The sequence below is a fragment of the Anoxybacillus sp. P3H1B genome, assembly GCF_001560855.1.
Lineage (GTDB): Bacteria > Bacillota > Bacilli > Bacillales > Anoxybacillaceae > Anoxybacteroides > Anoxybacteroides rupiense.
In genome coordinates, this window is sequence record NZ_LPUG01000017.1 from 67330 (window position 1) to 91761 (window position 24432).

The following is a 24432-nucleotide window of genomic DNA, read 5'->3' on the forward strand; positions in this document are numbered from 1 at the left end:
ATTCAAGGCTATATGGCCGTCCTCCTACAGTTTATTTATCGATCGTGAAAAAACGGGGCTCGGTTTTGACAGAACCGTCTGTTTTCAGCAAGGCCGTGTTCATTGTTTCTATAAAACATCATGGAAAAAAGGGAGCTTTACACAGCTCCCTTTTTATTTTTGCTCTATTTTTTCTTCTTTTTTGTCTTCGTAATTATTGTAGTCGTATTTTGTTCGATCGACTGGCTTAAATCCTTTCGGTGTATAAAAGCGCAATAGATCTTCATAGACGACTTTATCAGAAAGGCTTAATTTTGTTCGTACAATTTGTTCGTCACGTTCGATCTCTTTATTTTTCTCAATTGGTTCGCCTGTTGGCGTTTCGTAATATTTTCCATTGATTGCTGTAACGGTCGGAGTGACGAAATCACCATTACGGAATGGCACAATTTGTTGATGATCTGGCGACAATAGATCCGTACCGAATTGAATATAATTTTTCGTGTCAATTCCTAATAAATGAAGCACTGTTGGCAATAAATCGATTTGTCCGCCATATTGGTGCATCACGCCGCCTTTTACTCCCGGAACACGGATAAATAACGGTACTCGTTGCAATTGTGCATGTTCAAAAGGAGTAATTTCTTTACCAATCACTTGCGACATGGCTTCATTGTGATTTTCAGAAATGCCGTAATGGTCTCCATACAAGATGATGACCGAGCGATCATACAAACCAGACTGCTTCAAATAATCGAAGAACTCTTTGATCGCTTCATCTAAATATCGAGCCGTTTGGAAATAACGGTCTACTGAACCATCACCTGTTGTCGCAGGCTGAATCGTTGCTTCCTTATCATTAATCAAATAAGGGAAGTGGTTGGACAACGTAATAAATTTAACATAGAACGGTTCTTTTAATGTTTGCAACAACGGTATGGACTCTCTAAAGAACGGCTTGTCTTTTAAACCATAGTTTAACACGTCTTCGTCATTCATATCATAGTAGCTTGCATCAAAGAAATGGCTAAATCCGAACGATTTATAAATTTCGTTGCGGTTCCAAAATGTTTTATAGTTGCCGTGGAATACCGCAGATGTATAGCCAAGCTGGCCTAAAATCGCAGGCGCTGCTTGGTACGTATTTTGTCCTTTTGTTGTAAATACCGATCCTTGTGGCAAGCCAAATAAGGAGTTCTCTAGCATAAATTCAGCATCAGACGTTTTCCCTTGTCCAGTCTGATGGAAAAAGTTATCAAAATACATGGTGTTAGGGTCGCGTGTTAACGAATTTAAAAACGGCGTAACTTCCTGTCCATTTAATTTGTAGTTAATGAGGAAGTTTTGGAATGACTCTAAATGAATATAGATGACGTTCATTCCTTTTGCTTTACCAAAATATTCAGGATTAGGCTTTGCATAAGTCGCTTGCACATGGTTCAGTACGGTCGTGACATCGCTCTTATTCGCAAATGCGCGTTGTGTCGATGACTTCATGCTTTGAATCGCATCATAAATCACATAGTTATACATACCCAAATATTTGACAATATAGTTACGGTCAAACGTTCTTGTTAGCAGCTGCGGACGGTCAATTTCCGCTAGCGCCAAGTTGGTAACAAACGTAAAAATGGCGGTAGCAAACAGCAAGTTCTTTTTATAGCGCTCTAAGAAAATAGGCTGTAATTTTGCGCGCTGTTTAATAATAACAGCAGCGATAATGATGGTATCTAAGAAATAAATAAAATCGTACCATTTTAACAGCTCTAATACACTTCCGCCTAAGCTGCTGAAATTGTTCGTCTGCGTTAGAGTCGGAAATGTGATAAAGTCGCTGAAAAAGCGATAATATACAATGTTAGCATATAAAATAAACGACAAAACAAAATCAATCAAAATCAGCCAAATATATGAACGCTTTCCTTTAGCCAGCAAAGACAGACCTAAGAAGAAAAGCGCCGAACTGACGGGATTTATAAACAGCAACCACTGTTGCATAGAGTTGCTGATGCCTAGATTGAATTCCATTCGATAGGCAGTATATGTTTTCATCCAAAACAATAAAACCGCTAATGCAAAAAAGCGGAGGTGTGAGTCGGATATGCGCTGGAACCATCGTATAACACTACTACTGATCCCCTTCATCTTTTTATTCACCTCTATTTTCTCTTATTCTCTCATTCTAGATTTTTAATATATGGAGCACGAATTGCATTTATGACCAATTGCTGAGATTTATATATAAATGTCTAACTACTATATTATACAGGAAAACGCTCATGTCAACTAGCATAAAGTTGTGAATATTCTTTAAAACAACGAAGCACATGGCCATTAAGCAGCAAGTATTCTTTGTTTTTAGAGCATTTAAACGTTCAGCATAAAAAGTTGGGTCGTTCCCTTGTGGAATAATTTACCTCAAACAAAATGAAAAAGCAACTATTATACATGTGAACATTTACATCAATATGAAATTTGCCTGTTTTTTTGCGATCAATGGATTAGACAACATGGCTTATAGACAAATCAATGTGTCTGGGAGCGTCTGGTTGTTCGATTTTGGGTCGCGCTGGAGCGTAACCGAGACAAGTCACGGATTTGTCTCCAACTATCGAGAATATGGAATTCGGTTTTTGAGTATATGTCCCATCTTTTAGTTGTATCTAAACATAGGAATTCGCGGGAGATCGTGATGCTTAAAAATGAGGATTGCCAATCTTGCATTTATCACAGTTTGGCAAGCAAAAGCTCGTCGCGAATGGGAATATCATCCTATCTATTCAATGGGCTGCTTGGTTTTAAGCTCCTTGCCTTCTCTACAGCATTGGGACATACTTGAATAATCGGATCTCCTCTGTTTTGATAAAACCGCAAGTTGTGATCAGTTCCATACGGCGACAGCCTTGTTTTTGAGCAAACATTTCCAATGTCGTCAATAAAGCAGTGCCTATTCCTTTTCCCTCTTCGCGTCTGTTTAATAAACCATTTCACAAACGGCTTCTTTCATAAATATATGCGAGAAGTCCTGCGATGTCTCCGCAATAATTAAGTGCAGCAAATCCATTCAGTGTGCTCTATTCGTATATTCCTATGGAAATGACCATGGTTGAGCTGCCCGGTGTTCGCTGAAAAAACGTTGGACGGATTTAGGATCAAGCTGATGAATCGAAACGATCTTCATCTTTCCACTCGTTGTTATTCTTTGCTAAAATCATGGTACAAGACAGATGCATTTTTTGGTATATTTTTGACATGTATGATGAAGGGTAAGGAGTATCAGCCGTGTGACTAAGGGAGGAAGGCATAACATGATGAATATGAGGAGATATATATTTGACCCTCCGAAAGTGCTAGTGGCGGGTTTTGCACTCATTATTTTGCTAGGTGCAACGCTATTAACGCTTCCGGTTGCTACAAACGATGGCAAGGGGCTTCCGTGGATTGATGCTTTATTTACAGCGACATCAGCAACCTGCGTGACAGGGCTTGTCGTAGTGGATACAGGAACGACGTTTACGTTATTTGGACAGCTGGTGATTTTAGCTTTAATTCAGGTTGGCGGTTTAGGGTTTATGACCTTTGCCACATTTTTTGCTTTTTTAATCGGCAAACGCATCTCATTAAAAGAGCGGCTTCTGCTTCAAGAAGCATTAAATAACTTGTCAATTGAGGGAATCGTCCGGCTTGTCAAACGGATATTGGTGTTTACAGTAGTCATCGAATTGATCGGGGGGCTGCTGTTGACGATTCGCTTTGCCTTCGATATGCCTCTAGCAAAGGCGTTTTATTTTGGAATGTTTCATGCCATTTCCAACTTTAATAATGCTGGATTTGATTTAATGGGCGAATTTCGCAGCCTGACAGGATACGTGGAGGACCCTGTTGTCACTCTTGTCGTATGTGCATTAATTACGCTTGGCGGAATCGGGTTTATCGTTATGAACGAAATATATGAATACCGGCAAACGCGCCGCTTTTCGTTGCATACCAAATTAGTTTTGATAACGAGCGGCCTGCTTGTTGTGTTCGGTACGCTGTTTATTTTTTTATTGGAGTTTCATAACTCCAAAACATTGCAACCGTTGTCCCCGTTGGGGAAATTTTTGGCATCCCTTTTTCAAGCCGTAACGCCGCGAACTGCTGGAGCGAACACATTAAACATTCCGGATTTAACGCAGCCTACGCTGTTCCTCATTATTTTCCTTATGTTTGTCGGGGCATCGCCAGGGTCGACAGGTGGAGGAATTAAGACCACAACTTTTGTAACCCTTTTAGGGGCGGTTTGGTCGCAAATTAAGGGAAAAGAAGATGTTACTTTCTTTAAGAAACGGATTGTTTATGACACGATTTATAAGGCATTGACCGTGACATTAAGCGGTTTATTTATCGTCATAGTAATTACAATGCTGTTAACGATTACAGAGCCCGGCCAAGATTTTTTAATGATTTTATTTGAGGCCACATCAGCGTTTGGTACGGTTGGTTTGTCGATGGGATTGACCCCGCAGCTGTCTCCGATCGGAAAGGTGTTGATTATGTTAACGATGTTTGCCGGCCGTGTAGGTCCGTTGACGATTGCTTATGCTGTTACGTTGCATCGCAAGCCCGATCCGTTTCGTTATCCAAAGGGGAGAATTATGATTGGATAAAAAACGTTAAAAATCAAAGCAAGCGTGAGAAAACAGCAAAAATAAAAGTAAAACGACAATAAAATACGGTTATTCCTTCCAAATCTCTTCTTTCTGCTTCTTTACAATAAAAATCGAAGAGAGTAAGATAACACCTATAATTCATAGATACATGAATCGCTGAATCCGTTATGGAGCGGGGGAACCAATATTGTAACCATTTTGTTACTTGGGGTGAATCCTTAAATAGGAGGGGCTACTCTCATAGTCCCAACCCGACAGCTAACCTCGTAAGCGTTTTGGGAGGGATGTGGAGCGCGCTGTGCAACCGTTAAGGACATCCTTGACGGTTTTTTGTGCTTTTGGGAATTCTATGTGTAAGCATAAAAAGTTCATGAGAAACCGATCGTTAAAAGGAGTAGAAATAATGGCGTCATTAAAACGTTTATTAATTGGTTCGCCGATGGAGACGAAGCGGCTGAAGCATGAGAAATTGCCGAAATGGAAAGCGTTGGCTGTATTCTCATCTGATGCTCTATCATCGGTTGCGTATGCAACAGAGGAAATTTTGCTTGTGCTGATGTTGTTAGGAACGAGCGTGTTTTTCTATTCGTTGCCGATTGCGTTAGCGATTATAGTACTGCTTTTGGTTGTCACACTATCTTATCGGCAAATTATTTATGCCTTCCCTTCAGGCGGGGGCGCCTATGTGGTGGCGCGGGATCATTTGGGCACGACGACAAGCTTGGTCGCTGGTGCAGCGCTCATGATTGATTACGTTCTTACGGTGGCTGTTAGCATTAGCTCTGGTGTTGCGGCGCTTACATCGGCTTTTCCCGCTTTGCTTTCTTGGAAAGTCGAAATCGCCGTACTTCTTGTGCTATTGCTTATGATTTTAAATCTTCGCGGCATTACAGAATCCGCCACTGTCTTTGCGTATCCGACGTATTTGTTTATTATTTCTGTACTTGTGTTAATAGCTGTTGGCGGATGGCAGCTTTGGCATGAAGGGTGGAACGGATTTAATCATAAAGAGCATGCTTCTTTTGAACATTTCTTTACATCTGGATATAGCATGTTTATTTTGTTTCGAGCGTTTGCATCCGGATGTTCAGCTATGACAGGAGTAGAGGCCATTAGTAACGGCGTTCCCTCCTTTAAGCCGGATTGCTCCAAAAATGCGGCGCTTACGATGGGATGGATGTCTGTTTTATTGGGGACGATGTTTTTAGGGATAACGATTTTAGCTACAGGCTTTGGGGTAACACCTGTAGAGCATAAAACCGTTATTTCACAGATCGGCCATCATGTGTTTGGCAACAGCCTACTCTTTTATTTATTTCAGCTGATTACGATGCTTATTTTAGTTTTGGCGGCGAATACAAGCTTTGCTGGGTTTCCGCAGCTGGCATCCATTATTGCAAATGATCGATTTTTGCCAAGAAGTTTAGCGGCACGAGGAGATCGTCTAGTGTTTTCAAACGGTATTATTTTGCTTAGCGTATTAGCGATTCTTTTAATCATCTTGTTCCAGGGAGAAACTCATTCACTCATTCCACTTTACGCTGTTGGGGTTTTCCTCTCCTTTACGATAGGCCAGGGAGGAATGGTGAAAAAATTATGGAAGGATAAGAAGCGTGCTACTACATTAGCTATGACGATGGCGGGTATGATCGCAACAGGATTGGTAACGATTATTACGATTGTGGCTAAGTTCACGCAAGGAGCATGGCTTGTGATCTTGTCTATTCCGCTTCTCGTCATGATGTTTTACCGAATTCGTTCTCACTACGATAATCTGGGCGAACAGTTAAAGCTTGATGAGCAAGAATGGGAGAGCCGAGAAAAGGTGATGAAACCAAAAGTGGTCATTCCGATTTCAGGAGTGAGTAAACTGGTAGCCCAGTCAATTCAATATGCGAGAAGTATTTCTGGGGATATTACCGCTATCTCCATTGTCTTTCATGAGGAAGAGGAGCAAAAGCTGCGCGCGAAATGGGAGAGATTTTATCCAAATATTGAATTAAAGGTCATTTATTCACCATATCGGACGATTCTTTCACCGATGCTCGACTATATTAGCCAACTGGAAAAAGAGACAATGGGAGCTCCTATTACAATTTTAATGCCGCAATTCATTGTGAAAAAATGGTGGCATACGCTGTTGCATAACCAGACAGCCATTTTCTTGCGTTTCTTTTTGATTTTGAAAAAGGATATTGTCATTGCTACATTGCCATATCACTTAAAAGAATAGCTGCAGGAAATGTCGAGGCAGGGAAAAATATTTCCCCGGAAATCGAACAGTGTCGAATATGGTATATAGAGTATGAACGAGTTTCCCTTGCGATTGGTGATGCATATAGTATCGCAGGGGGAACGAACAATGCTAAAATATGTATCTATGGTGATGTTGGCTTTAGCGGTAAGCCTAGATAGCTTGAGTGTTGGCGTGACATATGGGCTGCGGAAGATGAAGTTCCCGCTCTCATCCATGATTGTCATTGCTCTGTTTTCTGGCGCCATGTTGCTAGTATCCATGTACGTCGGAACATTTCTTATACCATGGCTGCCTGTTCGGGTCGAGCAATCGTTGGCTGCATTCATTTTAATTGCGCTAGGTGTATGGGCGATTTACAATGTATTAAAAAAGCGTGAAGATGAGCTTGAAGAGGCGATGTCTGAATCACCTGCCACTTCAAAAACAGTGAGAATATGGCGTGTTCATTTGAAGCGATTTGGGATTGTCATCCAAGTACTGAAGCGCCCTTCATTAGCCGATCTTGATGGATCAGGCAGCATCAGTGCAAAAGAAGCGATGCTCATCGGTTTCGCGTTATCAATGGATGCGTTCGGTGCCGGCCTAAGCGCTTCATTTCTTGGATATCAGCCGCTTGTTCTTGCTTTGCTCGTATCTGTCATGAACGTAGTCTTTATTCGTTTTGGCCTGAGAGCAGGCTACAAATTTTCGAATGTGAAAATCATGAAAAAAGCGACAATGGTCCCGGGAATGATTTTAATTTTTCTCGGGTTGATGAAAATGTTTGTGTAGCCTAAAAAATCCTAAAGGCCTTGCTTGCCTTTAGGATTTTTTGAATCTTGCTTTTGGAGAGCATAAGTGTTCCGTTATATTTATCCATCGTAGAAATCGGATGGAGCGAATAGTTTTCGGAAAAGAAAGTCATGGATTTTTTCGGCACCCGAAAGCAAACGTTACCGTGTTTTTGCTAACCAAATATGTAAAAGAGCCATAGGCAACGCGCTTTTTCATAATGAACGCGGTATTGCCCGAACATTCGCTTGCTTAAAATCAGCCTGAATTTTACATGTTTAAAAGCTAAGTTTCGTTTGACTAACCTGCGGCTTATTGAACATCATCCACCGAGAAGTCTCCCGTCTCTTAATGGAGTGGAGGAGTTTTTATTCGTTTGCTTGAATCCTTCTTTTGCCTTCGTTCGTAAACAAAATAGCATAATCATGAGGAGAGTAAAGCATGTTTAAGAAACTATTGTCGAAGCTCGGTGTGGGCTCTGCAAAAGTGAATCTTATTTTACAGCAGCCCCATGTGCGACTTGGCGAAAAGATAGAAGGAGAGTTTATCATTGAAGGAGGAACGGTAGAACAGCATATCCGCAAACTCGATGTGGAACTGCATCTTATTGTACGTCATAACGGCCAAGAATATCGCCGCGCAGTAGCAGTCATTCCGGTTGCTCCGTCATTTACTGTGCATGCAGGAGAGAGAAAAGTATGGCCGTTTTCTTATATCGTTCCGCTTCATTTACCGATTACACGCTACAGCGTTGGTTATATATTTGTTACACGTCTTGATATTGCTGATGGAGTCGATGCGATGGATAAAGATGCTGTGCGGATTTTGCCGCCAGCTCCATTGGAAAAGCTGTTTGCCGCATTGGACAAGCTCGGTTTTCGGGAAAAAGCGGATTCTGGAAAAATCACTACGTATGGCCAGGAGTTTGCGTTTTTCCCAGTAGGAGAGTTTCGCGGCATCATTCAAGAAGTGGAATGTTTCGTTTTCTTTGAAGAACAGGGACTGCGCTTGCGGCTGGAAGTAGATGTGTTAAGCGGATCTTATGGCTATGGGGAGATAGAATTAAAACGGGATATCTTTTTCACATATGATGAAATGAATGAGGAAGAAGCCGTTATGCAAAAGCTTCGTTTATTATTGCAGGAAATGGTGCAACAGCCTCGTGTTCATCCCAGTGTCCATTCCGCTCCTTTTTATCCGCAGGCTGCTCCATACAGCTCTCATTCTGCACGTCATTCTCACGGAATGATGGGGGCGATTGGCGGATTTGCGGCCGGAATGCTTGCGGGCATGGTGGCGGAAGAACTGCTTGATGATGTCATAGACAATGCCTTTGATCTGGATGATGGAGTAGAAGATATCGTGGATGATTGGTTGGACGGAGATGATGATGGCGGCGATTGGCTGTGATGAACGGAACGGTACCGGTTCATTTTATGCTTTTCGCTTATTGATTGAAATGTGAACGCAAGTGGTGAGTGATTCATTAGCCCTTTGTCGTGTGGCTAGTGAATGGCGTATAATCTAGCCAAATGCACGTTCACCATGAATCAGAGAAGCGCTTGGCAGGAAAAGGAGACGGACGGCCAAGCGCTTTAACATCTAGAGAAATAAGCAAGCACGGTTATTTATGAACGGTGCCGCATTTTTTAGTGACGTTTTTCTCCATTTTTATATATAGTAAATGGCGATGGGCCGATTGTTATGAGGTGGAGAAAAACATGAATACCGACATCCGCCATTTGGCATGGCATAAGACACTAGAGCTGCATGAATGAATGAGTGAATAAAAAAGCCATTTTGTTCAGTCTTCTGTTTCATAAATAACGTGGCAGGAGGGCAAGTCTATAGACTTGCCCTCTGTTACGGTTTTACAAAGATAGCTTATGATGATAGGAATGCCAACCATGTTTTCGCTCAAACCATTCTTGGCTAACCACGTTTAATGAAGAATGGAAGCGTTTCGTGCCCCATTTCGCGCACATAGACAAACAGTTGGCCTTTATGGTGGATTTCGTGGTCCATGGCTGTTTGCAGAAATTGGGCAACAGAAAAAGGCGCGCCAAAAATTTTGGTTAGATCAAGCGTACGCTCAAAATCCTCATCTGTTAAAGATTCTAACAAGTTTTTTGTTTTTTCTGTGTACACTTCCGCTAGCTTACGAAGGTCGGTTTCATTTTCTTCGATTTTTTCAGTCAATACCCTCGGATTTCCTTCTTTCGCTGTTTGAGCGAACTGATAGAAGGTAAACAGCATATGGGTAGCCAGTTCCTTTGCCGACATAGAAGTTGGCGCCGGCTTGTAATCGTAACGTTCAGGCTCAATTTTTTGAATGAGTTCGACCGTTACGTGGCGATGTGATAAAAAGTATTGGACAAATTGCTGAGCGCGGCTCATAAACAGTCTCTCCTTTGATCATCAAATTTTTCCTAGCCTTATGTTAAAATGAAAATCAGTTTTTTGCAAAAAATAGGTTTTCGATTGGGCTCATTTGGCTTGGAAATAAGGGGATGCTCTTTGTTTCGTTGACCGGCTATGTGTTTTGGTTAGGGGAATTTTGCCTTTGTTCGTTCGTAACACGCAAGGATTGATCATGGAATCTGCAGCTTTTTCACAAAAGCGGTTTTACACGGTGTTCATCCTTCTGATTGTATGGATCTGGGATTGGATGTGCAAGGTTTGCCTGCTTAGGAAAAGGCTCAGACAAAAGGTTAGTTTTTAAAAAACACATGGCGATCGTTTGCTGAGTTTTGCCATCTAAATGGAGGAGGATGCGGAATGAAGATACATATCGTTTTTAGCAAGCAACGGCAGGAGGACTAGAAGTGGCGAGATTGAAATAACGGGAGTATATTTAAGAGGAGTGAAATATAAGCAGGGCGCTGCGGGGATTTACAGAGGAATCCTTGATCCCCGCAACATTTCTGCTTATCATCGAGACAGCAGCTGCTTTTTCAAAGGAATGCGGCATTCTGCAATCGGTTTGACGATACGAATGACGGGTCTGCTTCCCAGTAAAAATATCAGGGCTATTGAAATAATGATTAGTAACGGATAGCCGTTAATTTTAGCAATGATATCCGGAAAAGGCGTCGCGTCGTGCAAATATTTTAAAATAAACCCATGCAAAATATACACATAGAACGTTCTCGTCCCAAGCGTAGAAATGGTCAACTTTCTTTCCGGAATCAGTGCCAGAAAACAAAACGTCATGAAAAAGCTAGCCATATACAGAAGCAGCTTAAAGAGAACGCCTGTTTCCTCGCTGACGCCTAAGGTCGTGTAGGATTTGGAACCGTACAACCATTCTGCAGATGAGCTAGGAGCCATCCAGTAAATGACCAGAAAAGCGCATAATAAAGCGACTCCTGCTGCGAGGCGAAAGCGCTTTTCCAACAGAATCGAAAAATGCTTCTTTTTCAGCAAAAAGCCAAATAAGAAAAACGGAAAAAACGTAAATGTACGAGACAAGCTTAAAAACTTTTCCACATCGGTAAATCCGATAAGAATCCCTAGCAATATGGTTAAACCAATCGAATAGATTTTCGGCAGCTTCGCGAAAAGATACAGCATCACATTCCACGTAAACAAGCTTAATAAAAACCATAGTCCCCAATGCGGAACAAGAAAATCTAAAGAAAGATCGTCTTGTTCATACAAGAAGGCATAGTAAAGGGAATAAATCAGCTGGAAAACAAAATACGGAAGCAGAATTTTCTTGGCCATCTTTTTTAAATAGCCTTTTTTATGGAAGTTTTTTGAGAAATATCCTGAAATCAAAACAAACGCCGGCATATGAAATAAGAAAATCCAAACATACACACTATGGACCAATTCGTTTTTTTCGATATACGGACGCAGAAAATGTCCTAAAACCACCAAAAAAATCAGAAAGAGTTTCGCATTATCAAAATAATAATCTCGCTCTTTCATTTTTTCCTCCCAATCCATATTTTTATTGAAGATGTACGGCATAGGTTCATCATATAAAACCTATTCTAACATAAATTTTTACAAAGAAACTGTGCATTTGCTTCTAGGAAGAATGTGCTAAATGATTCATGCAACTTGGAAAATAGACAAAATTTCGGAATAATGCGGTACTTCTGTACTGTAAAAGCAGGATATCTTTTGCTTGATGGCTACCCGTCATTTTCATGGCAGTGAGAGGTTGGATGATTTCGAGCTTTGTCACGCGAATACATAATGAAGGCAAGTCTACAGAAAGATTTTTGATTGTCAAGTTTCCAGCGCAACGATCTTCTAGCGACAGATGTGTTGATGATCCAATAAGAATCAATGGCCATCGCTTTTGTTAAGTCCGATCAGTCTCTATTTTTTAGTACAATAAAGTGCAATCCACCCTTGTGATATGCATATTCGATCAAGTGCTCAACTGTTCTAGGCATGTATTCTCTTTTGCAAAGCCCTGTTTGGCTGCTTTCATGACTCTTCTTTAACGCTCCATTAAGTTTCAATTTTTAATGTTCTTTATATAAATGTTTTCACAATCAAGTTTGTGGGAAATATAGTTTTTTTGGGATGATTTTGATATAGTAAAAAAAGATAAGTTTATGGTAATAAATGTAAGATTGGAAGAGTACAAAATTTAACGTTTTAACATACTTACGAAAGCGATGTAAAGTGGGCAGTGGAGTTATTGGCTTTGTCGTTACATTATATCTAGCGCCAGAACCTACGTGGTCCAAAATATTAGCGGGTTTATTAACTGAAGACTCAGCTTCAATTGCTTATGCAGAAGGTAAAGTCATATAGAATGCGTCTATAATTCCAAATATTACTTGGCAAGAGTGAAGGTTTAGCATATATACAGGAGTAAGGGGGGATTTGGTATGTGGATAGAAATAACAATACTTCCTATATTGTTCCCCCTTATTCGATCATAGCGGTACAGAAAGTCTGAGCCGGAAGCTTCTCTCTTTTACTTACCGTTTGGATGTTTTTAGCTTTTGGCGGAATCATTGTTTACCTTATAATCTGGCATCTCTATTTAACAGGAGACATAAATCGGCTTCCTGCTCATAAATGACCATTCCGATGATGTCGGGGGGCGAAAGAAGTGTCACTGCTGCAAAAACAGCCATACGTCATCGCTGCTGATCCTCCATTTTTCTCGACACCTTCGCTTTGGCCCTATTTGCGATCCGCTTTTTTTCTGTGACTCATTCGCCATATTCCCCTTATTCCGTTTGCCATTACTGGATCGTGTTGATGGTTGTTATTGATTTAAGCATATGCCGCCTAGCGGAGTCTTTCCGTTGGGCGGTTTTGAATTGGGACGAATGAAAATATAGGTATTTTCCGCAATCGAAATTGTGGAAAATACGGATTTTTTTTCTTGATTAGTTTGATATAGTTAAGATAAAGTCGGCCGACCTAGTACACCATTATTTCTAGAGGGGGGCATCATTGAGGTATAACCTTTTACTATCCAGGATCGTTTCGTACAAGATTTATTTTTAATAATTCTGTGTATCATATGCACAACCTAAGACAATCATTTCTCGATTACACTGTGTGATTGATAAAAGCTGAATTATAGAAAGGAGATGTTTAAATTGGTGAGAAATAAGAGATTAAGAAATTCTATAATTTTAGTTATGTTTTTCGCTATGATTTTAGCTCTGTTAACACCAATTGTGTCATTTGCAAAATCCTCCTCAGAGGAACAGTCGATCGAAGGTTTAATTTCTAAGGCTGATCCATTTGTTTATTTAGACTATAAATCGGAAAAATTTAAAATCAAGAAAGAAGCGAATAACGTTTTGACTAAGGTGGAAATTGGAAAAGTGGAAGAGATTATCAAAGATACAAATATGCAAATAAGTAAATATCGATCTGATTTGATTATAGATGGAAATAAATTTGTTGCTAAAATCGAGTCTAATGGGGATCTTCAAACATATTCTATCGATAAAAGTAAAAATTTTGATTGGGAATTTACTTGGTGGGGGCTCAGAGTGTATTGGTCGCATAAGTTTGTTGAGAAATTAAAAGAGAATATAGCATTATATGGTGCGGGGGTAGCTGCATTAAATGCAACGATTTCATATTTTATTAGTCCACCTGGATGGGTAACTAGCTTTGTTTCAGCAGTTGCAGGGATTGGATTATGGGGATTTATAAAACAAGATAAGGGATGTGGCGTATATTTAGATTGTTATCTTTATGTACCAACTGTATGGTATTCAGCTTGTTAATAAATTGATTTGTAAATGTTAAGAAAAGAAAACATATGTGGATTCATATCAAATTTTTTGGAACAAAAAAGTTAATTCTTTAGTGTTTACCTGTTTAAATATAGGAAAGTAATGACACTTGATATGGATCTATTGCGGACATGTTTTTAGCGAAAGGGGTGAGCAAGAACCCTTATTTTGCTAGGCAACAAATCTAACATGTCCGCCACTCCATATAAAGCCCGTACGGCTAATTTTGTAACTATGTTCCAATATGAAATAATGAGCTAATGTGCAAAACAAATAATTTGCAAATTTACAGTTGGAGCTTGATTATTTGAAGCAAGCAGGCTAATAATTGAGGTAACAAACTTGTCTCCTTTGTTTTGGATGTTGAGTGCGGTTATCTGAATGATGGCCAAAAACAATGGAGGTAGCATCCTTTTTTCTTCCAACTGTTGAAACGCAACGAAAAACGGTGATTGCTGAGGTTACACTTTTGATAATATCCAATAATACAAAGGTGGTTCTATATGAATAAATATAAACAATCAGCAATTTGGTTAGGAATCGCTATTATATTGTTAGTTATTTGGTTTATTACAAGATAGTTTTTTTGTTTATTGCAAAATACACATGATATTAAATAAATTTTTTAATGATTATAATAAATTGAGCACGTAGGTTATATGTAAATTTATTTGTATTCAATGATATAGAGATCAATCTCACGAATATGGAGAATGTGGGATGATGAGAAGGAAATTTTTATAAGTTTGTTGTTTATGGCTGATTTTATTAACAGCCTGCAGCTATCACAAGGAGAGCAAACCATTAAGCAAACCGGCGGATGCGACGGAAGTCCCTGCTCAAGCAAAGAAACAAAAGAGGTGAATGGAGCACTCGAATCAGCTGATTCGTCTCATTCTCGTTTATCTTTGGGGCAGGAATTCCTTCCCCCTCATTTTTTAGTAAAAAATTTACGGTTGAGGCCCATGATAAGTCGATCAAGCTGACGATTGACTATACTGTAATCAGAAAGTTTGTATAAAGCTCTTGAGCAGTACAACGATTATTATTTTATGATTTAATATCCAGAAGAGCTCTCCCGTTACACGTATGTAAAGCAGTCCCAGCCTGTAAAGGGCCCTCTTCATGAAAATGGGCAGCTTTCCAATAGCCTTGTGATCGAATCTTCATGGAGCGCTGCGATCTCAGAAGCGTTGATTCAGAAATTACATAAAGGGGAATCTAGGTATAATCTGGTAATATTGGATCAAGAACGGTCGCCTATTCACATATTCAATGATGTTCAGTGGTATCAAACCTTTAGTAAAGATTTGAGTGGTACGGCGGACGAGGAGGGCATAGAATAAGATACATGATGGAAAATGCTCTATTTTGCGCCGCATCGGCTTCCATTTTACCGAATGAATCATGTATAATATATATAAAAGATCTGTATAAATAAAATAAGGCCAAGGATGCTGCAACACCCTTGGCCCTGCAATAACACGGTTCCCTGCAAGGGGGATCAGCCATATGGGGAAATAGTCCACCGATGGGCTGCTAACTCAAGGGTGGGCTATTTCTTTTGGTGAAAGGATAGAATAGAAACGATTAAGCTTGCGAAAGCGATCGCAAACATTAACGCTTCAAACACCGTCATCGGCATCACCCCCTTTCTGAGGATAAAGGGGTTACATGCCGATCCACCCTTGAGTTCTCCCGTATTATTGCCTTTCTATTATACAATATATTTACAACTGTTGGAAACGGAAGATCGAGAAGATTGATGTTTTGTTTTGTAGAAATGTAGACAAGGGCCGTTTGATTTTTCGACATGGTTTACAGCAGTCCAACGACATGTGAAAGTACACGGCTGACCGTTGCCCTTTTGCCTCATGCTATGGGCAAAAACGCCAGCGAACATATGACATGTGTCTGATGAACATTCGCTGTTGGTTGGAAGTATGTCGGCGACCGCGGAAAAGCGGCGAATCAGATCGTTTTTACGGAGAGGTACGGAGGAATCCATGTCTATTTTCAAGTTCTATTTATATAGATAATATTCTGCCCCTTGTTGATTTTTACGAAGTATACACAGAAGGGGCTTTGCGGCAAACGAAAAAAGATAGAATACTTGGTTAGCTAGAAAAAGAGGAAAAAATGGCCGAAGGGGCCTGTATCCCTTCGATAGATTGAATTAAATTAATCCTAGCTTGATCGCCTTGACAACGGCCCCTACTCTTGAATCGACATCAAGCTTTCGGATAATGGAAGATATGTGGTGTTCGACCGTCCGGCGGCTTATCTTTAGCTGCTCGCTAATTTCTGCATTGGTATGGTCTTCAGCAATCAGCCGAAGAATGGTTAATTCCATCTGAGTAAGAGGAGGGCTATAATGAGTTAATCGGTCGGTTGGAAACACTTTGATCCCTAGATAGCTTTGTTTAATAGCGTTAGCCAGTTCCAATGAGGAGTTCTCTTTTGTTACAAACGCATATGCTCCAGCCTCATAAGCAGCGTGAATGTATTCGTCATAATCGTATCCGGATAAAATGACGATTTTGCATGCTGGGTATGATCGGGTAATTTTCTTTGTCCACTCAATTCCGCTTTCTTCTTTCATTTTTATATCCATGACAATAACATCAGGATGATGCTTGCGTATTTCCTCTAGCAAGCCGGCAGGATTACAAATGGTGCCGACGATTTCGAAATCTGTTTTGTCCTCTAGCAATTTGCGAATTCCCTGCATCATGAGCAAGTGATCATCTACTAATAATACTCTGATTTTCATTTGACTCCTCCCCGTCTATTTCGATTGGCAGAGAAATGGATACACATGTTCCGGCTCCAGGTTCCGATTGGATGTTGAGAGTGCCTTTTAGCTGATTCACCCGTTTTTGGATCGTCACTAAGCCTAAATGGCGGTTTTGCAATAATGCTGATAAATGGTTGGGCATCTTAAATCCAACACCGTGATCTTTTACTTTAATATGAAGATCATGCTGTGTTTCCACAACGGAGACAAGAATGTCTTTTGATGACGAGTGTTTTATCGCATTGTAAACCAATTCCTTGATGATTCGAAATACTTGGGCAGAAAGAGCGACTGGGATGTTTTTTAGCTGTGAGCGATAGTCGATTTGTAAAATAACATTATAGTTCATTTCACATTTTCTTTTTAATAAAAAGAGGCTGTGCTTTAACCCTAAGTCTTCTATGACGGCAGGGTATAGCTCATGGCACATTTCTCTTATCTCAAAGATGCTGTTGCGAATCCCTTCTTCGATCTCTTTCAAAATATCTTTGTTGATGTTTTGACTTTTGTTGAGCCATTCAAGCTTATGAAGAAGCAGGATTAAATTTTGCAATATTTCATCATGAAGAAAATCAGACGGCTTCCTTTTTTCTTCTTCTTGTTCATTGAGCAACAGCCAATGAGACTGTTCGTGAATAAGCGACTCTTTCATAGCTTCCTTTAATTCGTTTTCAATTTGTTGCAATGTTGCGGAGCTAGCGAATAACTCCGTTGCATCGAGGCGAATTTTTTCAATCAGCTCTTGTTCTTCCTTTTCAAAAATGGTAGCCGTCGTTTTTTCGCTGATGATAATCCATCCTCGTATCGCATTTTCTATCTTCATAGGATAGAAGAAGATGCTTTTTCCATGGATATGCGCTTTGTTCGTGTGGTCTCTCTGATAGAGATATGACAGCAGCTGTGCATCGTCAAAAGGCAGGAAAATTCCTGTTCGGTGCAAAACAACGGGAGCGCTATCATTTTTCCATATTAGGCATACGCCGCTAACATGCAGGGTTTGATGAATTAAATCAGCAACCAGCTTGGCGCAATGCCCCAAATGCTGCCCATTCAGCAATTGCTGGAGAATCAGCAATTTTTCCTGTTGAATTTTTTGATGCTTAAGCTGCCATTTTTTCATTTTTAAAGGCTCCAACCATCTATTCATCAGACTATAAACAACGAAAGCACAGATGAGCAAAGTATTTAGTAAAAGCGCTGACGGTAAGCTGAAATCAATCAGTATCCATGACAATAAATTAAATACAAGCAAGCCCGAAAGAATAGCTAATAACTGAAAGCTGATTTTGCGCAAATGCTCTTGAAAGTCAATGATTTCTTGCTTGGTTAGTAAATAGGATATTGTGATTGGAAAAACGATGATGCTGCTTAAACTATAATGAAAAGGGATCCCAGGAAGCATAGGGAGCACATCAGGAATCAAGCTAAAAATGATAACAGGAACAAATGATAAAATAAGGCCAAAAATTAAAAGATACATTTGATTTTTCACCTTATCGGAATTCGAGCGAATATGTAAGAAACATAGAACGATGCAAGCGAGCAGCGAGATAATAATGTTGGCGACAATACATGGCCGCACCATCATTTGAATAATAGTGTCATGCTGTGCCCCAGCTAAAAAATAAAGAAATATGCTAAAAACCGCAATAAATAGTGTGGACGTTCGTACTTTCCGGAAAAACGCCGGTTTTGTAGACAAAGGGAAGTGTTCAAAAAATTTTAATAGATAGTAAGGTGCTAATGAAATGGAAAGAACCTCTACATCCTTTGCCAGTTTTATATTCCAACTGGAAGGAGTTGCTAAAGCAATGGCTAGCCCGCTAATCAGCATAAGGACTAGGAAATGCTGTACGACAACTGAATTTGGTTTTTGGGTATAGCTGTAAATTCCGATGAATAAAAAAGACATTCCTATAAATTCCATAAAATAACACCATTGCTCAACATATTGATCATCCGCTATTAGCAATATATAGCAAAATATGATCACAGACATAAATATCATAACAAACTGTAGAGATCTTTGAGTCATACTATCCCTAATTTTCTAAGTGAGTTTGGAGAGAATAAAGCATTTGGACATGCTGAGCTATTGCTAGCTTAGACTTTCTCTTTCGAAAGTAAACTCAGATGCTATGATGGAATATTTTTCTATTAATGTTTGAGTTATTCCCCATAAATTTTGGTTCATAATACCTACCTCCAATTGAATTTTATACTAAAATTTTACACTATATTACATGATTTGTCATTGTTTTTGGAGAAAATAGAGATTCTCTATAGGTTAATTTGTGGAAAAATAGGGGTTTTTGATCATATATAAAATGCGGCTTGAAGATTTAATAAATAATGATCTCTGGAAAGTGGAGGATTGAAAAACAAAGCGAGTTATATAAATTCGGATGGAAAAGTCACAATAAACGGATGGGGTCCAAAATAAATGGTAGACAAAGTAAAAATGACTTTGTCTACCATATGATAACGGCTGTTGCTTTGTGTTCGCTTTTATTGTTTACTCGTTTCTTCAATCAGCGACAGCAGTGTATGTAGAGCGTCCGTGGCTTGGGAGCGGGTCATGTTTTCGATATAGTTGGCTTTGTTGCGATAGAGCTGGTAGATGGCTTCGCGCAGGGAGTCATTTGTTAATTCTTCCTCCATTAACACATCGGCATATCCTGATTTTTTAAATGAACGTGCGTTTAAAATTTGGTCGCCGCGGCTCGCTCCTTTAGAAAGCGGGATAAGCAGCATCGGCTTTTTTAATGTTAAAAATTCAAAAATGGAATTTGAGCCGGCTCTTGATAAGACAATATCCGCCATCGCCATGATATGCGGCAGCTCCTCGTGGACGTATTCAAATTGTTTATAACCCTTTTCAGCGGCGAACTTTGGATCGATGTTCCCTTTTCCGCAAATATGGACGATTTGAAAATCAGCGAGCAAGGTTTGTAAATTGGCGCGTAATGCGTCGTTGATGCGTTTAGATCCAAGACTTCCGCCCATGACGAGCAGAACGGGTTTGCCTTTTTCAAATTGGCAATGCTTCCGTCCTTTGTCGGCACTTCCTTGCTTGAGCTCTTCCCGAACGACCGCTCCGACATAAATTCCCTTTTGCTCGTTTACGTGCGGTAGTGTTTCGGGAAAGGTGACGCAAATTTTGGTGGCAAATGGCATCGCGATTTTATTGGCCAACCCTGGAGTGATATCTGATTCGTGGATAATCGTCGGTACGCCATTCAACCAAGCCGCGACAATGACAGGGACGGAAACGAATCCGCCTTTGGAAAAGACGATACTTGGCTTTTCTTTTTTGATCAGGTGGTATGCTTCGAATGTTCCCTTCAATACCTTGAAAGGATCTTTAAAATTGTTCCAGTCAAAGTAGCGGCGCAGTTTTCCTGTGGAAATGGGGAAATAGGGAACATTTTCTACTTGGGAAAGCAGCTCCCGCTCGATGCCGTTATGTGAACCGATATAGCCAATGCTCCAGCCGCGTTCCTTTAATTTTGGAATTAACGCAATATTAACCGTTACATGGCCCGCTGAACCGCCGCCGGTAAGCATAATTTTTTTATTCAATGTTCATCACCTGTCTTTTATTCATGATTAGAAAATCTTCTCCATATTCTTATCCTTTGAATCTTTTTTTTCATCGTTCCGTATTGTATTATAGCAAAGAACTGTGTACAAATCTTTGAAAATAACAGGGATAAGAAAATGCGGAATCATCAGAGGCTTAGTCTTCCTGCATTTCGCAAGCCAGAACAGCCATAGGCAGAGAAAAGCACCTGAACGGAGTCGGAAAAAGGAGCACTAAGCGATCAGAAACGGCTGTTCATGAATCATCATGGAATGGATCGCCAGTCTGTATTTTGAAGAGGTGAATGTATGCGTGGCTTGCTGATTTTGTTATGCGTTCTGTTGATCTATGGAATGATTCCAACGATATGGATCCGACGAAACGCATGGCGGATTTACAAAAAGGGAATGAGAAAGGGAGCCGTTGCATTAACATTTGATGACGGTCCCGACCCATATTATACGCCGCAGCTGCTTGACTTATTAAAAAAGCACGATATTAAAGCAACTTTTTTTGTTGTGGGAACAAGAGCAGCAAAATATCCCGATCTGATTCGCCGGATGGATCGGGAAGGACATGAAATCGGCCTCCACAATTACCGCCATATTAGCAATTGGATCTTGTTTCCTCCGTTTTTGCAACGAGGATTGCGCAAATCGGCGTTGATCATTGAGAGAATTACGGGAAAACGGCCCGTTTATTATCGGCCTCCTTGGGGTCATTTCAATTTATTTACATGGACGCTGCAAGCGAAGTATCCCACGATTATGTGGACGCACATACTCGGGGATTGGAAAGAAAGCATTGGTGTCGATGAATTGCTGCGCCGTTTAAAAAACGGGTTGCAGGATGGAGCGATTATCGTGCTTCATGATAGCGGAGATACTTTGGGAGCGGACAAAAAAGCACCTGCTCATATGTTGAAAGCACTAGAGCTGCTATTTGCCGAAGAGGAGGCAAAAAAAATGGAATGGTTGACGATTAGCGAAGCGATCAATGCACACACTAACAAACAGACTTTACGGATGTAGTGAGGAACTATATGGATACCAATATGATGTTTTCGTATATACAATCGTATGGATATATCATGATTTTCCTTTTTATCTTTTGTGGAATTGTGGGAATTCCAGCTCCTGAAGAAAGTCTGCTTTTTTTTCTAGGCGTCTTAGTTTCCCAAAAGCAATTAGAATGGTCCTATTGCTTTCTCATTAGCTGGTTCGGTGCTACAATGGGGATGATAACGGGTTATGGAATTGGCCGATACTTTGGTCATCCGTTTATGAAGAAGTACGGAAAATATGTAGGAATCAAAGCAGAGAAATGGGAGCGAGCCAATGAGCTGTTTAGAAAATATGGAAAGTGGTTGGTTTTGTTTGGGTTCTATTTACCTGGCGTGAGACAAATTGTTCCGTATATGTCCGGCATGATTCACTTTCCTTTCCTGTTGTTTTCGCTGCTGGCATGTATAGGGGCGCTGCTTTGGACGGTTCCCATTATGTTATTGGGGATGCTTTTAGGCCGCCATATGCATATTCCGCTTGCGTCGATTCCTTTAATTGGACTGGCTCTTTTTCTACTCTTTCTTGCCGTCATGTGGATTAAGCATGTTTTAAGCAAAAAACAATTTGAAAATTAAAGGGAGCTATCGTCATGATGAGAGTTCTTGTATTGCCGTTATTTCAAATGAGTTCTGGACATCACAAAGTGGCCGATGCGCTCATGGATTTTTTAGAGCAGCAGTTTTCATTCGTTAGTTGTAAAAAGGTGGATTTTTTAAGCTATTGCAATGAATACATTGAAAAGTTGGTTTCCGAAGTGTATCTTCGCTGGATACGTTCACATCCTTCTTCCTATCATCATATTTATAAGATGCTGATGTATCGCGATGTTCAAAAGATGGAATGGATCCATTTGGAGCCATGGATGCCTTATTTCGAACATAAAATGAAGCGGATGCTTGAAAAAGAGAAGCCGCATTTTATTATTTGCACACATTCATTTCCATCGAGGATCTTGCATCGTTTAAAAAGAAGGCATTTAATTGATATTCCTGTTGTTAATGTATATACAGATTTTTTTATCAACGGTATTTGGGGGAAAAAAGCAATCGACTACCACTTTGTCCCGCATCAAGAAGCGAAGAAGGAGTTAATCACAAAATATAAAATTCCGAAGGAGCGCATTGTTGTTACCGGGATTCCTGTTCATGAGACGTTTATGACACGGAAAAATGGATACAGGGGCACCTCCTATCGCCCGCATTTATTGGTCGCTGGCGGCAACCAAGGGCTAGGCAACATTCTTGATTTTTTTCGAAAAATGAACGGTACGAATCGATTTCGTTATTCTGTTTTATGTGGAAATAATAACGAACTGTATGAAGAAATTTTGCGCTGGAAGCAGCCTCATATCCAGCCATTCTCTTATATTTCCAATTGTGAAGAAATGAACCGTTTATACGATGAGGTGGATGCTGTTATCACCAAGCCTGGAGGGGTCACGGTGAGTGAAGTGCTGCACAAACGCATCCCTCTATTTACCATTGGCTATTTGCCGGGGCAAGAGCAAATCAACTTGCGCTATTTAGAATCAAAAGGGCTGATTTACAATTTAAGTAGATTGGAGCATTATGAGCAAAAAATTTGGCGTGTGCTGCATGACCATATGGAAAAAAGCCGTTTCCATCGCCGGGTTGCCGAATATTTTTCGCAAATTGAGCAAACAGCGCAGGACTCATTGAAAGAACTGATATTAATGCATGAAAAGAACCAAAAAGTGCTCTCGAAATGATCAAAAAAGCACCGTTTACCAACTTAGGAAACGGTGTTTTTCTTTAGGAGTGGCAAAACAACCTGCCTTTCTCATATATATAGGCAGATGGATAGATATAGATCGTTATTTTGCGTCTGAGCATGGTTGGAGGAAGATTTTTTGGCAGTCTAAGCGGAAGTGTTTAAAAGGGAAAATAATGGTTATAAATGATTGCTCCAGTAAAAAGAATCATACGAAGGAGATTGAAACATGGTACAATAAAAATTGTGAAAAAAGAAGAGGGGGATTGTAGATGAAGACAACCATTGGCGTCTTATACGGCGGAAAATCGCCTGAACATAAAGTATCACTGCAAACAGCTATGGCGGTGATGAATGCTATTGATCAAACAAAATTCGATGTCATTCCCATTTATATCACCAAAGAGGGACAATGGGCCAAAGGAGAAAAACTGACAAGTCCTGTTCAAGATATAAAGCAGTTGGAAATGAAGCCAGAGGCAAAAGAAATTTTGCCTGTCGCTTTAAATCAAGCGCCAGTTTCGGCGATCAGCAGCGAGCGTCAGGAGGAAGAAACCATTGATGTGATTTTTCCTCTGCTGCATGGACCAAATGGCGAGGACGGAACGGTGCAAGGCTTGCTTGAACTATTAAATCTTCCTTATGTAGGGAATGGTGTGCTAGCGTCAGCAGTGGGAATGGATAAAGTCATTATGAAGAACTTATTTGCGCAAGCTGGATTACGTCAAGTGAAGTATGTGGCGTTTTTGAGAAAAGAGTGGACGCAAGATGAAAAAAAGGCTTATGATAAAGTAGAAAGAGAGCTTGGTTACCCTTGCTTTGTCAAGCCAGCTAACGCCGGATCGAGCGTAGGCATCACGAAATGCAAAAAACGCGAAGATCTCGAAGCAGCTTTTGCTGAAGCGTTTCAGTATGATCGCAAAATTATTGTAGAGGAAGCCATTATCGGTCGTGAAGTAGAAATCGGAGTTATTGGAAATGATAACCCAATATGCTCTGTAGTCGGCGAAATTGTTCCGAAAAAGGAATTTTACGATTATCAAGCTAAATATGAGGACGGAAATACGGAACTTATTATTCCTGCTGATATTACAGAAGAACAATATCAAACCATTCAACAAATGGCGATTGCCGCTTTCAAAGCGCTTGATCTTTCGGGACTTGTAAGGGCTGATTTCTTTTTAGCGGCAGACGGAACGGTGTATATTAACGAGATTAATACGATGCCGGGATTTACTCCATTTAGCATGTTCCCGCTTCTTTGGAAGCACACCGGCGTTTCTTATTCGGAGCTGATTGAAAAGCTCGTTCAGCTGGCGATTGAGCGGCATGAAGAAAAGCAAACGATCACATATACGTTTTAAATGA

The 24432-nt window shown here is 40.3% G+C and carries 17 protein-coding genes and 1 riboswitch; of the genes, 9 read left to right on the forward strand and 8 right to left on the reverse strand.

Features of this window, described 5'->3' with window-relative positions:
• Positions 1–153: 153 nt before the first annotated feature.
• A complete protein-coding gene (locus tag AT864_RS11010) occupies positions 154–2124 on the reverse strand; it encodes an LTA synthase family protein (RefSeq protein WP_066148981.1) in 1971 nt (656 codons plus the stop codon).
• 671 nt (positions 2125–2795) lie between these two features.
• Positions 2796–2915: a hypothetical protein gene (locus tag AT864_RS18700; RefSeq protein WP_369815533.1), complete on the reverse strand. Its 120-nt coding sequence runs from the start codon at positions 2913–2915 to the stop codon at positions 2796–2798.
• A 375-nt stretch (positions 2916–3290) separates the two neighbouring features.
• Here AT864_RS18700 and AT864_RS11015 point away from each other — a divergent pair, with 375 nt between their 5' ends.
• The 4 genes from AT864_RS11015 (at position 3291) to AT864_RS11030 (ending at position 9069) form a co-directional block, all read left to right on the forward strand.
• Positions 3291–4628, forward strand: coding sequence for a TrkH family potassium uptake protein (locus AT864_RS11015; protein ID WP_369815535.1), 1338 nt, complete (start codon positions 3291–3293; stop codon positions 4626–4628).
• Between the two features lie 147 nt (positions 4629–4775).
• Positions 4776–4919: riboswitch (cyclic di-AMP (ydaO/yuaA leader) on the forward strand.
• Positions 4920–5034: 115 nt separating this feature from the next.
• Entirely contained in the window at positions 5035–6864 is a 1830-nt protein-coding gene (locus AT864_RS11020) for an APC family permease (protein ID WP_066148983.1), read from the forward strand.
• A 129-nt stretch (positions 6865–6993) separates the two neighbouring features.
• Entirely contained in the window at positions 6994–7659 is a 666-nt protein-coding gene (gene ytaF, locus AT864_RS11025) for a sporulation membrane protein YtaF (RefSeq protein ID WP_066148984.1), read from the forward strand.
• A gap of 441 nt (positions 7660–8100) precedes the next feature.
• Complete coding sequence (locus tag AT864_RS11030) at positions 8101–9069, forward strand: sporulation protein (protein ID WP_066148985.1); 969 nt, start codon at positions 8101–8103, stop codon at positions 9067–9069.
• A 522-nt stretch (positions 9070–9591) separates the two neighbouring features.
• Here the strand turns inward: AT864_RS11030 and AT864_RS11035 are convergent.
• Together AT864_RS11035 and AT864_RS11040 are read right to left on the reverse strand one after the other, a co-directional pair.
• On the reverse strand, positions 9592–10056 hold the full coding sequence (locus AT864_RS11035; protein WP_066148986.1) for a DinB family protein: 465 nt from the start codon (positions 10054–10056) through the stop codon (positions 9592–9594).
• A gap of 534 nt (positions 10057–10590) precedes the next feature.
• Positions 10591–11592 (reverse strand): acyltransferase family protein, encoded by a 1002-nt coding sequence (locus tag AT864_RS11040; RefSeq protein ID WP_044742564.1) that lies wholly within the window; start codon positions 11590–11592, stop codon positions 10591–10593.
• Between the two features lie 1646 nt (positions 11593–13238).
• On the opposite strand from AT864_RS11040, the gene AT864_RS11045 reads away from it, so the two are divergent.
• Positions 13239–13880 carry a hypothetical protein gene (locus AT864_RS11045; RefSeq protein WP_044742013.1) on the forward strand — a complete coding sequence of 214 codons (642 nt, stop codon included), beginning with the start codon at positions 13239–13241 and terminating at the stop codon, positions 13878–13880.
• 1564 nt (positions 13881–15444) lie between these two features.
• On the opposite strand, the gene AT864_RS18705 is transcribed toward AT864_RS11045, so the two are convergent.
• The 4 genes from AT864_RS18705 to AT864_RS11065 all read right to left on the reverse strand — a co-directional run bounded on the left by AT864_RS18705 (position 15445) and on the right by AT864_RS11065 (position 20268).
• Positions 15445–15534 carry a putative holin-like toxin gene (locus tag AT864_RS18705; protein WP_221212134.1) on the reverse strand — a complete coding sequence of 30 codons (90 nt, stop codon included), beginning with the start codon at positions 15532–15534 and terminating at the stop codon, positions 15445–15447.
• Positions 15535–16065: 531 nt separating this feature from the next.
• Positions 16066–16662, reverse strand: a complete 597-nt coding sequence (locus AT864_RS11055) for a response regulator (protein WP_082063503.1) — start codon at positions 16660–16662, stop codon at positions 16066–16068.
• A complete protein-coding gene (locus AT864_RS11060; RefSeq protein WP_231734634.1) occupies positions 16634–18613 on the reverse strand; it encodes a sensor histidine kinase in 1980 nt (659 codons plus the stop codon). The genes AT864_RS11055 and AT864_RS11060 overlap by 29 nt, the downstream gene beginning before the upstream one ends.
• Positions 18614–19194: 581 nt before the next feature.
• A complete protein-coding gene (locus tag AT864_RS11065; RefSeq protein ID WP_066148989.1) occupies positions 19195–20268 on the reverse strand; it encodes an undecaprenyldiphospho-muramoylpentapeptide beta-N-acetylglucosaminyltransferase in 1074 nt (357 codons plus the stop codon).
• A 309-nt stretch (positions 20269–20577) separates the two neighbouring features.
• On the opposite strand from AT864_RS11065, the gene AT864_RS11070 reads away from it, so the two are divergent.
• The 4 genes from AT864_RS11070 to AT864_RS11090 all read left to right on the forward strand — a co-directional run bounded on the left by AT864_RS11070 (position 20578) and on the right by AT864_RS11090 (position 24428).
• On the forward strand, positions 20578–21300 hold the full coding sequence (locus tag AT864_RS11070) for a polysaccharide deacetylase family protein (RefSeq protein ID WP_066148990.1): 723 nt from the start codon (positions 20578–20580) through the stop codon (positions 21298–21300).
• Positions 21301–21311: 11 nt separating this feature from the next.
• Positions 21312–21908, forward strand: coding sequence for a DedA family protein (locus tag AT864_RS11075; protein WP_066148991.1), 597 nt, complete (start codon positions 21312–21314; stop codon positions 21906–21908).
• Positions 21909–21922: 14 nt separating this feature from the next.
• Positions 21923–23062: a galactosyldiacylglycerol synthase gene (locus tag AT864_RS11080; protein ID WP_066148992.1), complete on the forward strand. Its 1140-nt coding sequence runs from the start codon at positions 21923–21925 to the stop codon at positions 23060–23062.
• Positions 23063–23336: 274 nt separating this feature from the next.
• The gene (locus tag AT864_RS11090) at positions 23337–24428 is read left to right on the forward strand and encodes a D-alanine--D-alanine ligase (RefSeq protein WP_066148994.1); all 1092 of its coding nucleotides are present in this window, start codon (positions 23337–23339) and stop codon (positions 24426–24428) included.
• Positions 24429–24432: the final 4 nt, after the last annotated feature.

Coding starts and splice junctions, on each gene's coding strand:
- AT864_RS11010 (WP_066148981.1), bottom strand. CDS start 2,124: ATGAAGGGGATCAGTAGTAGTGTTATACGATGGTTCCAGCGCATATCC.
- AT864_RS11080 (WP_066148992.1), top strand. CDS start 21,923: ATGATGAGAGTTCTTGTATTGCCGTTATTTCAAATGAGTTCTGGACAT.
- AT864_RS11035 (WP_066148986.1), bottom strand. CDS start 10,056: ATGAGCCGCGCTCAGCAATTTGTCCAATACTTTTTATCACATCGCCAC.
- AT864_RS11055 (WP_082063503.1), bottom strand. CDS start 16,662: ATGAAAATCAGAGTATTATTAGTAGATGATCACTTGCTCATGATGCAG.
- AT864_RS11090 (WP_066148994.1), top strand. CDS start 23,337: ATGAAGACAACCATTGGCGTCTTATACGGCGGAAAATCGCCTGAACAT.
- AT864_RS11060 (WP_231734634.1), bottom strand. CDS start 18,613: ATGGAATTTATAGGAATGTCTTTTTTATTCATCGGAATTTACAGCTAT.
- AT864_RS11020 (WP_066148983.1), top strand. CDS start 5,035: ATGGCGTCATTAAAACGTTTATTAATTGGTTCGCCGATGGAGACGAAG.
- AT864_RS11070 (WP_066148990.1), top strand. CDS start 20,578: ATGCGTGGCTTGCTGATTTTGTTATGCGTTCTGTTGATCTATGGAATG.
- AT864_RS18705 (WP_221212134.1), bottom strand. CDS start 15,534: ATGCCGATGACGGTGTTTGAAGCGTTAATGTTTGCGATCGCTTTCGCA.
- AT864_RS11040 (WP_044742564.1), bottom strand. CDS start 11,592: ATGAAAGAGCGAGATTATTATTTTGATAATGCGAAACTCTTTCTGATT.
- AT864_RS11015 (WP_369815535.1), top strand. CDS start 3,291: ATGAATATGAGGAGATATATATTTGACCCTCCGAAAGTGCTAGTGGCG.
- AT864_RS11075 (WP_066148991.1), top strand. CDS start 21,312: ATGGATACCAATATGATGTTTTCGTATATACAATCGTATGGATATATC.
- ytaF (WP_066148984.1), top strand. CDS start 6,994: ATGCTAAAATATGTATCTATGGTGATGTTGGCTTTAGCGGTAAGCCTA.
- AT864_RS11030 (WP_066148985.1), top strand. CDS start 8,101: ATGTTTAAGAAACTATTGTCGAAGCTCGGTGTGGGCTCTGCAAAAGTG.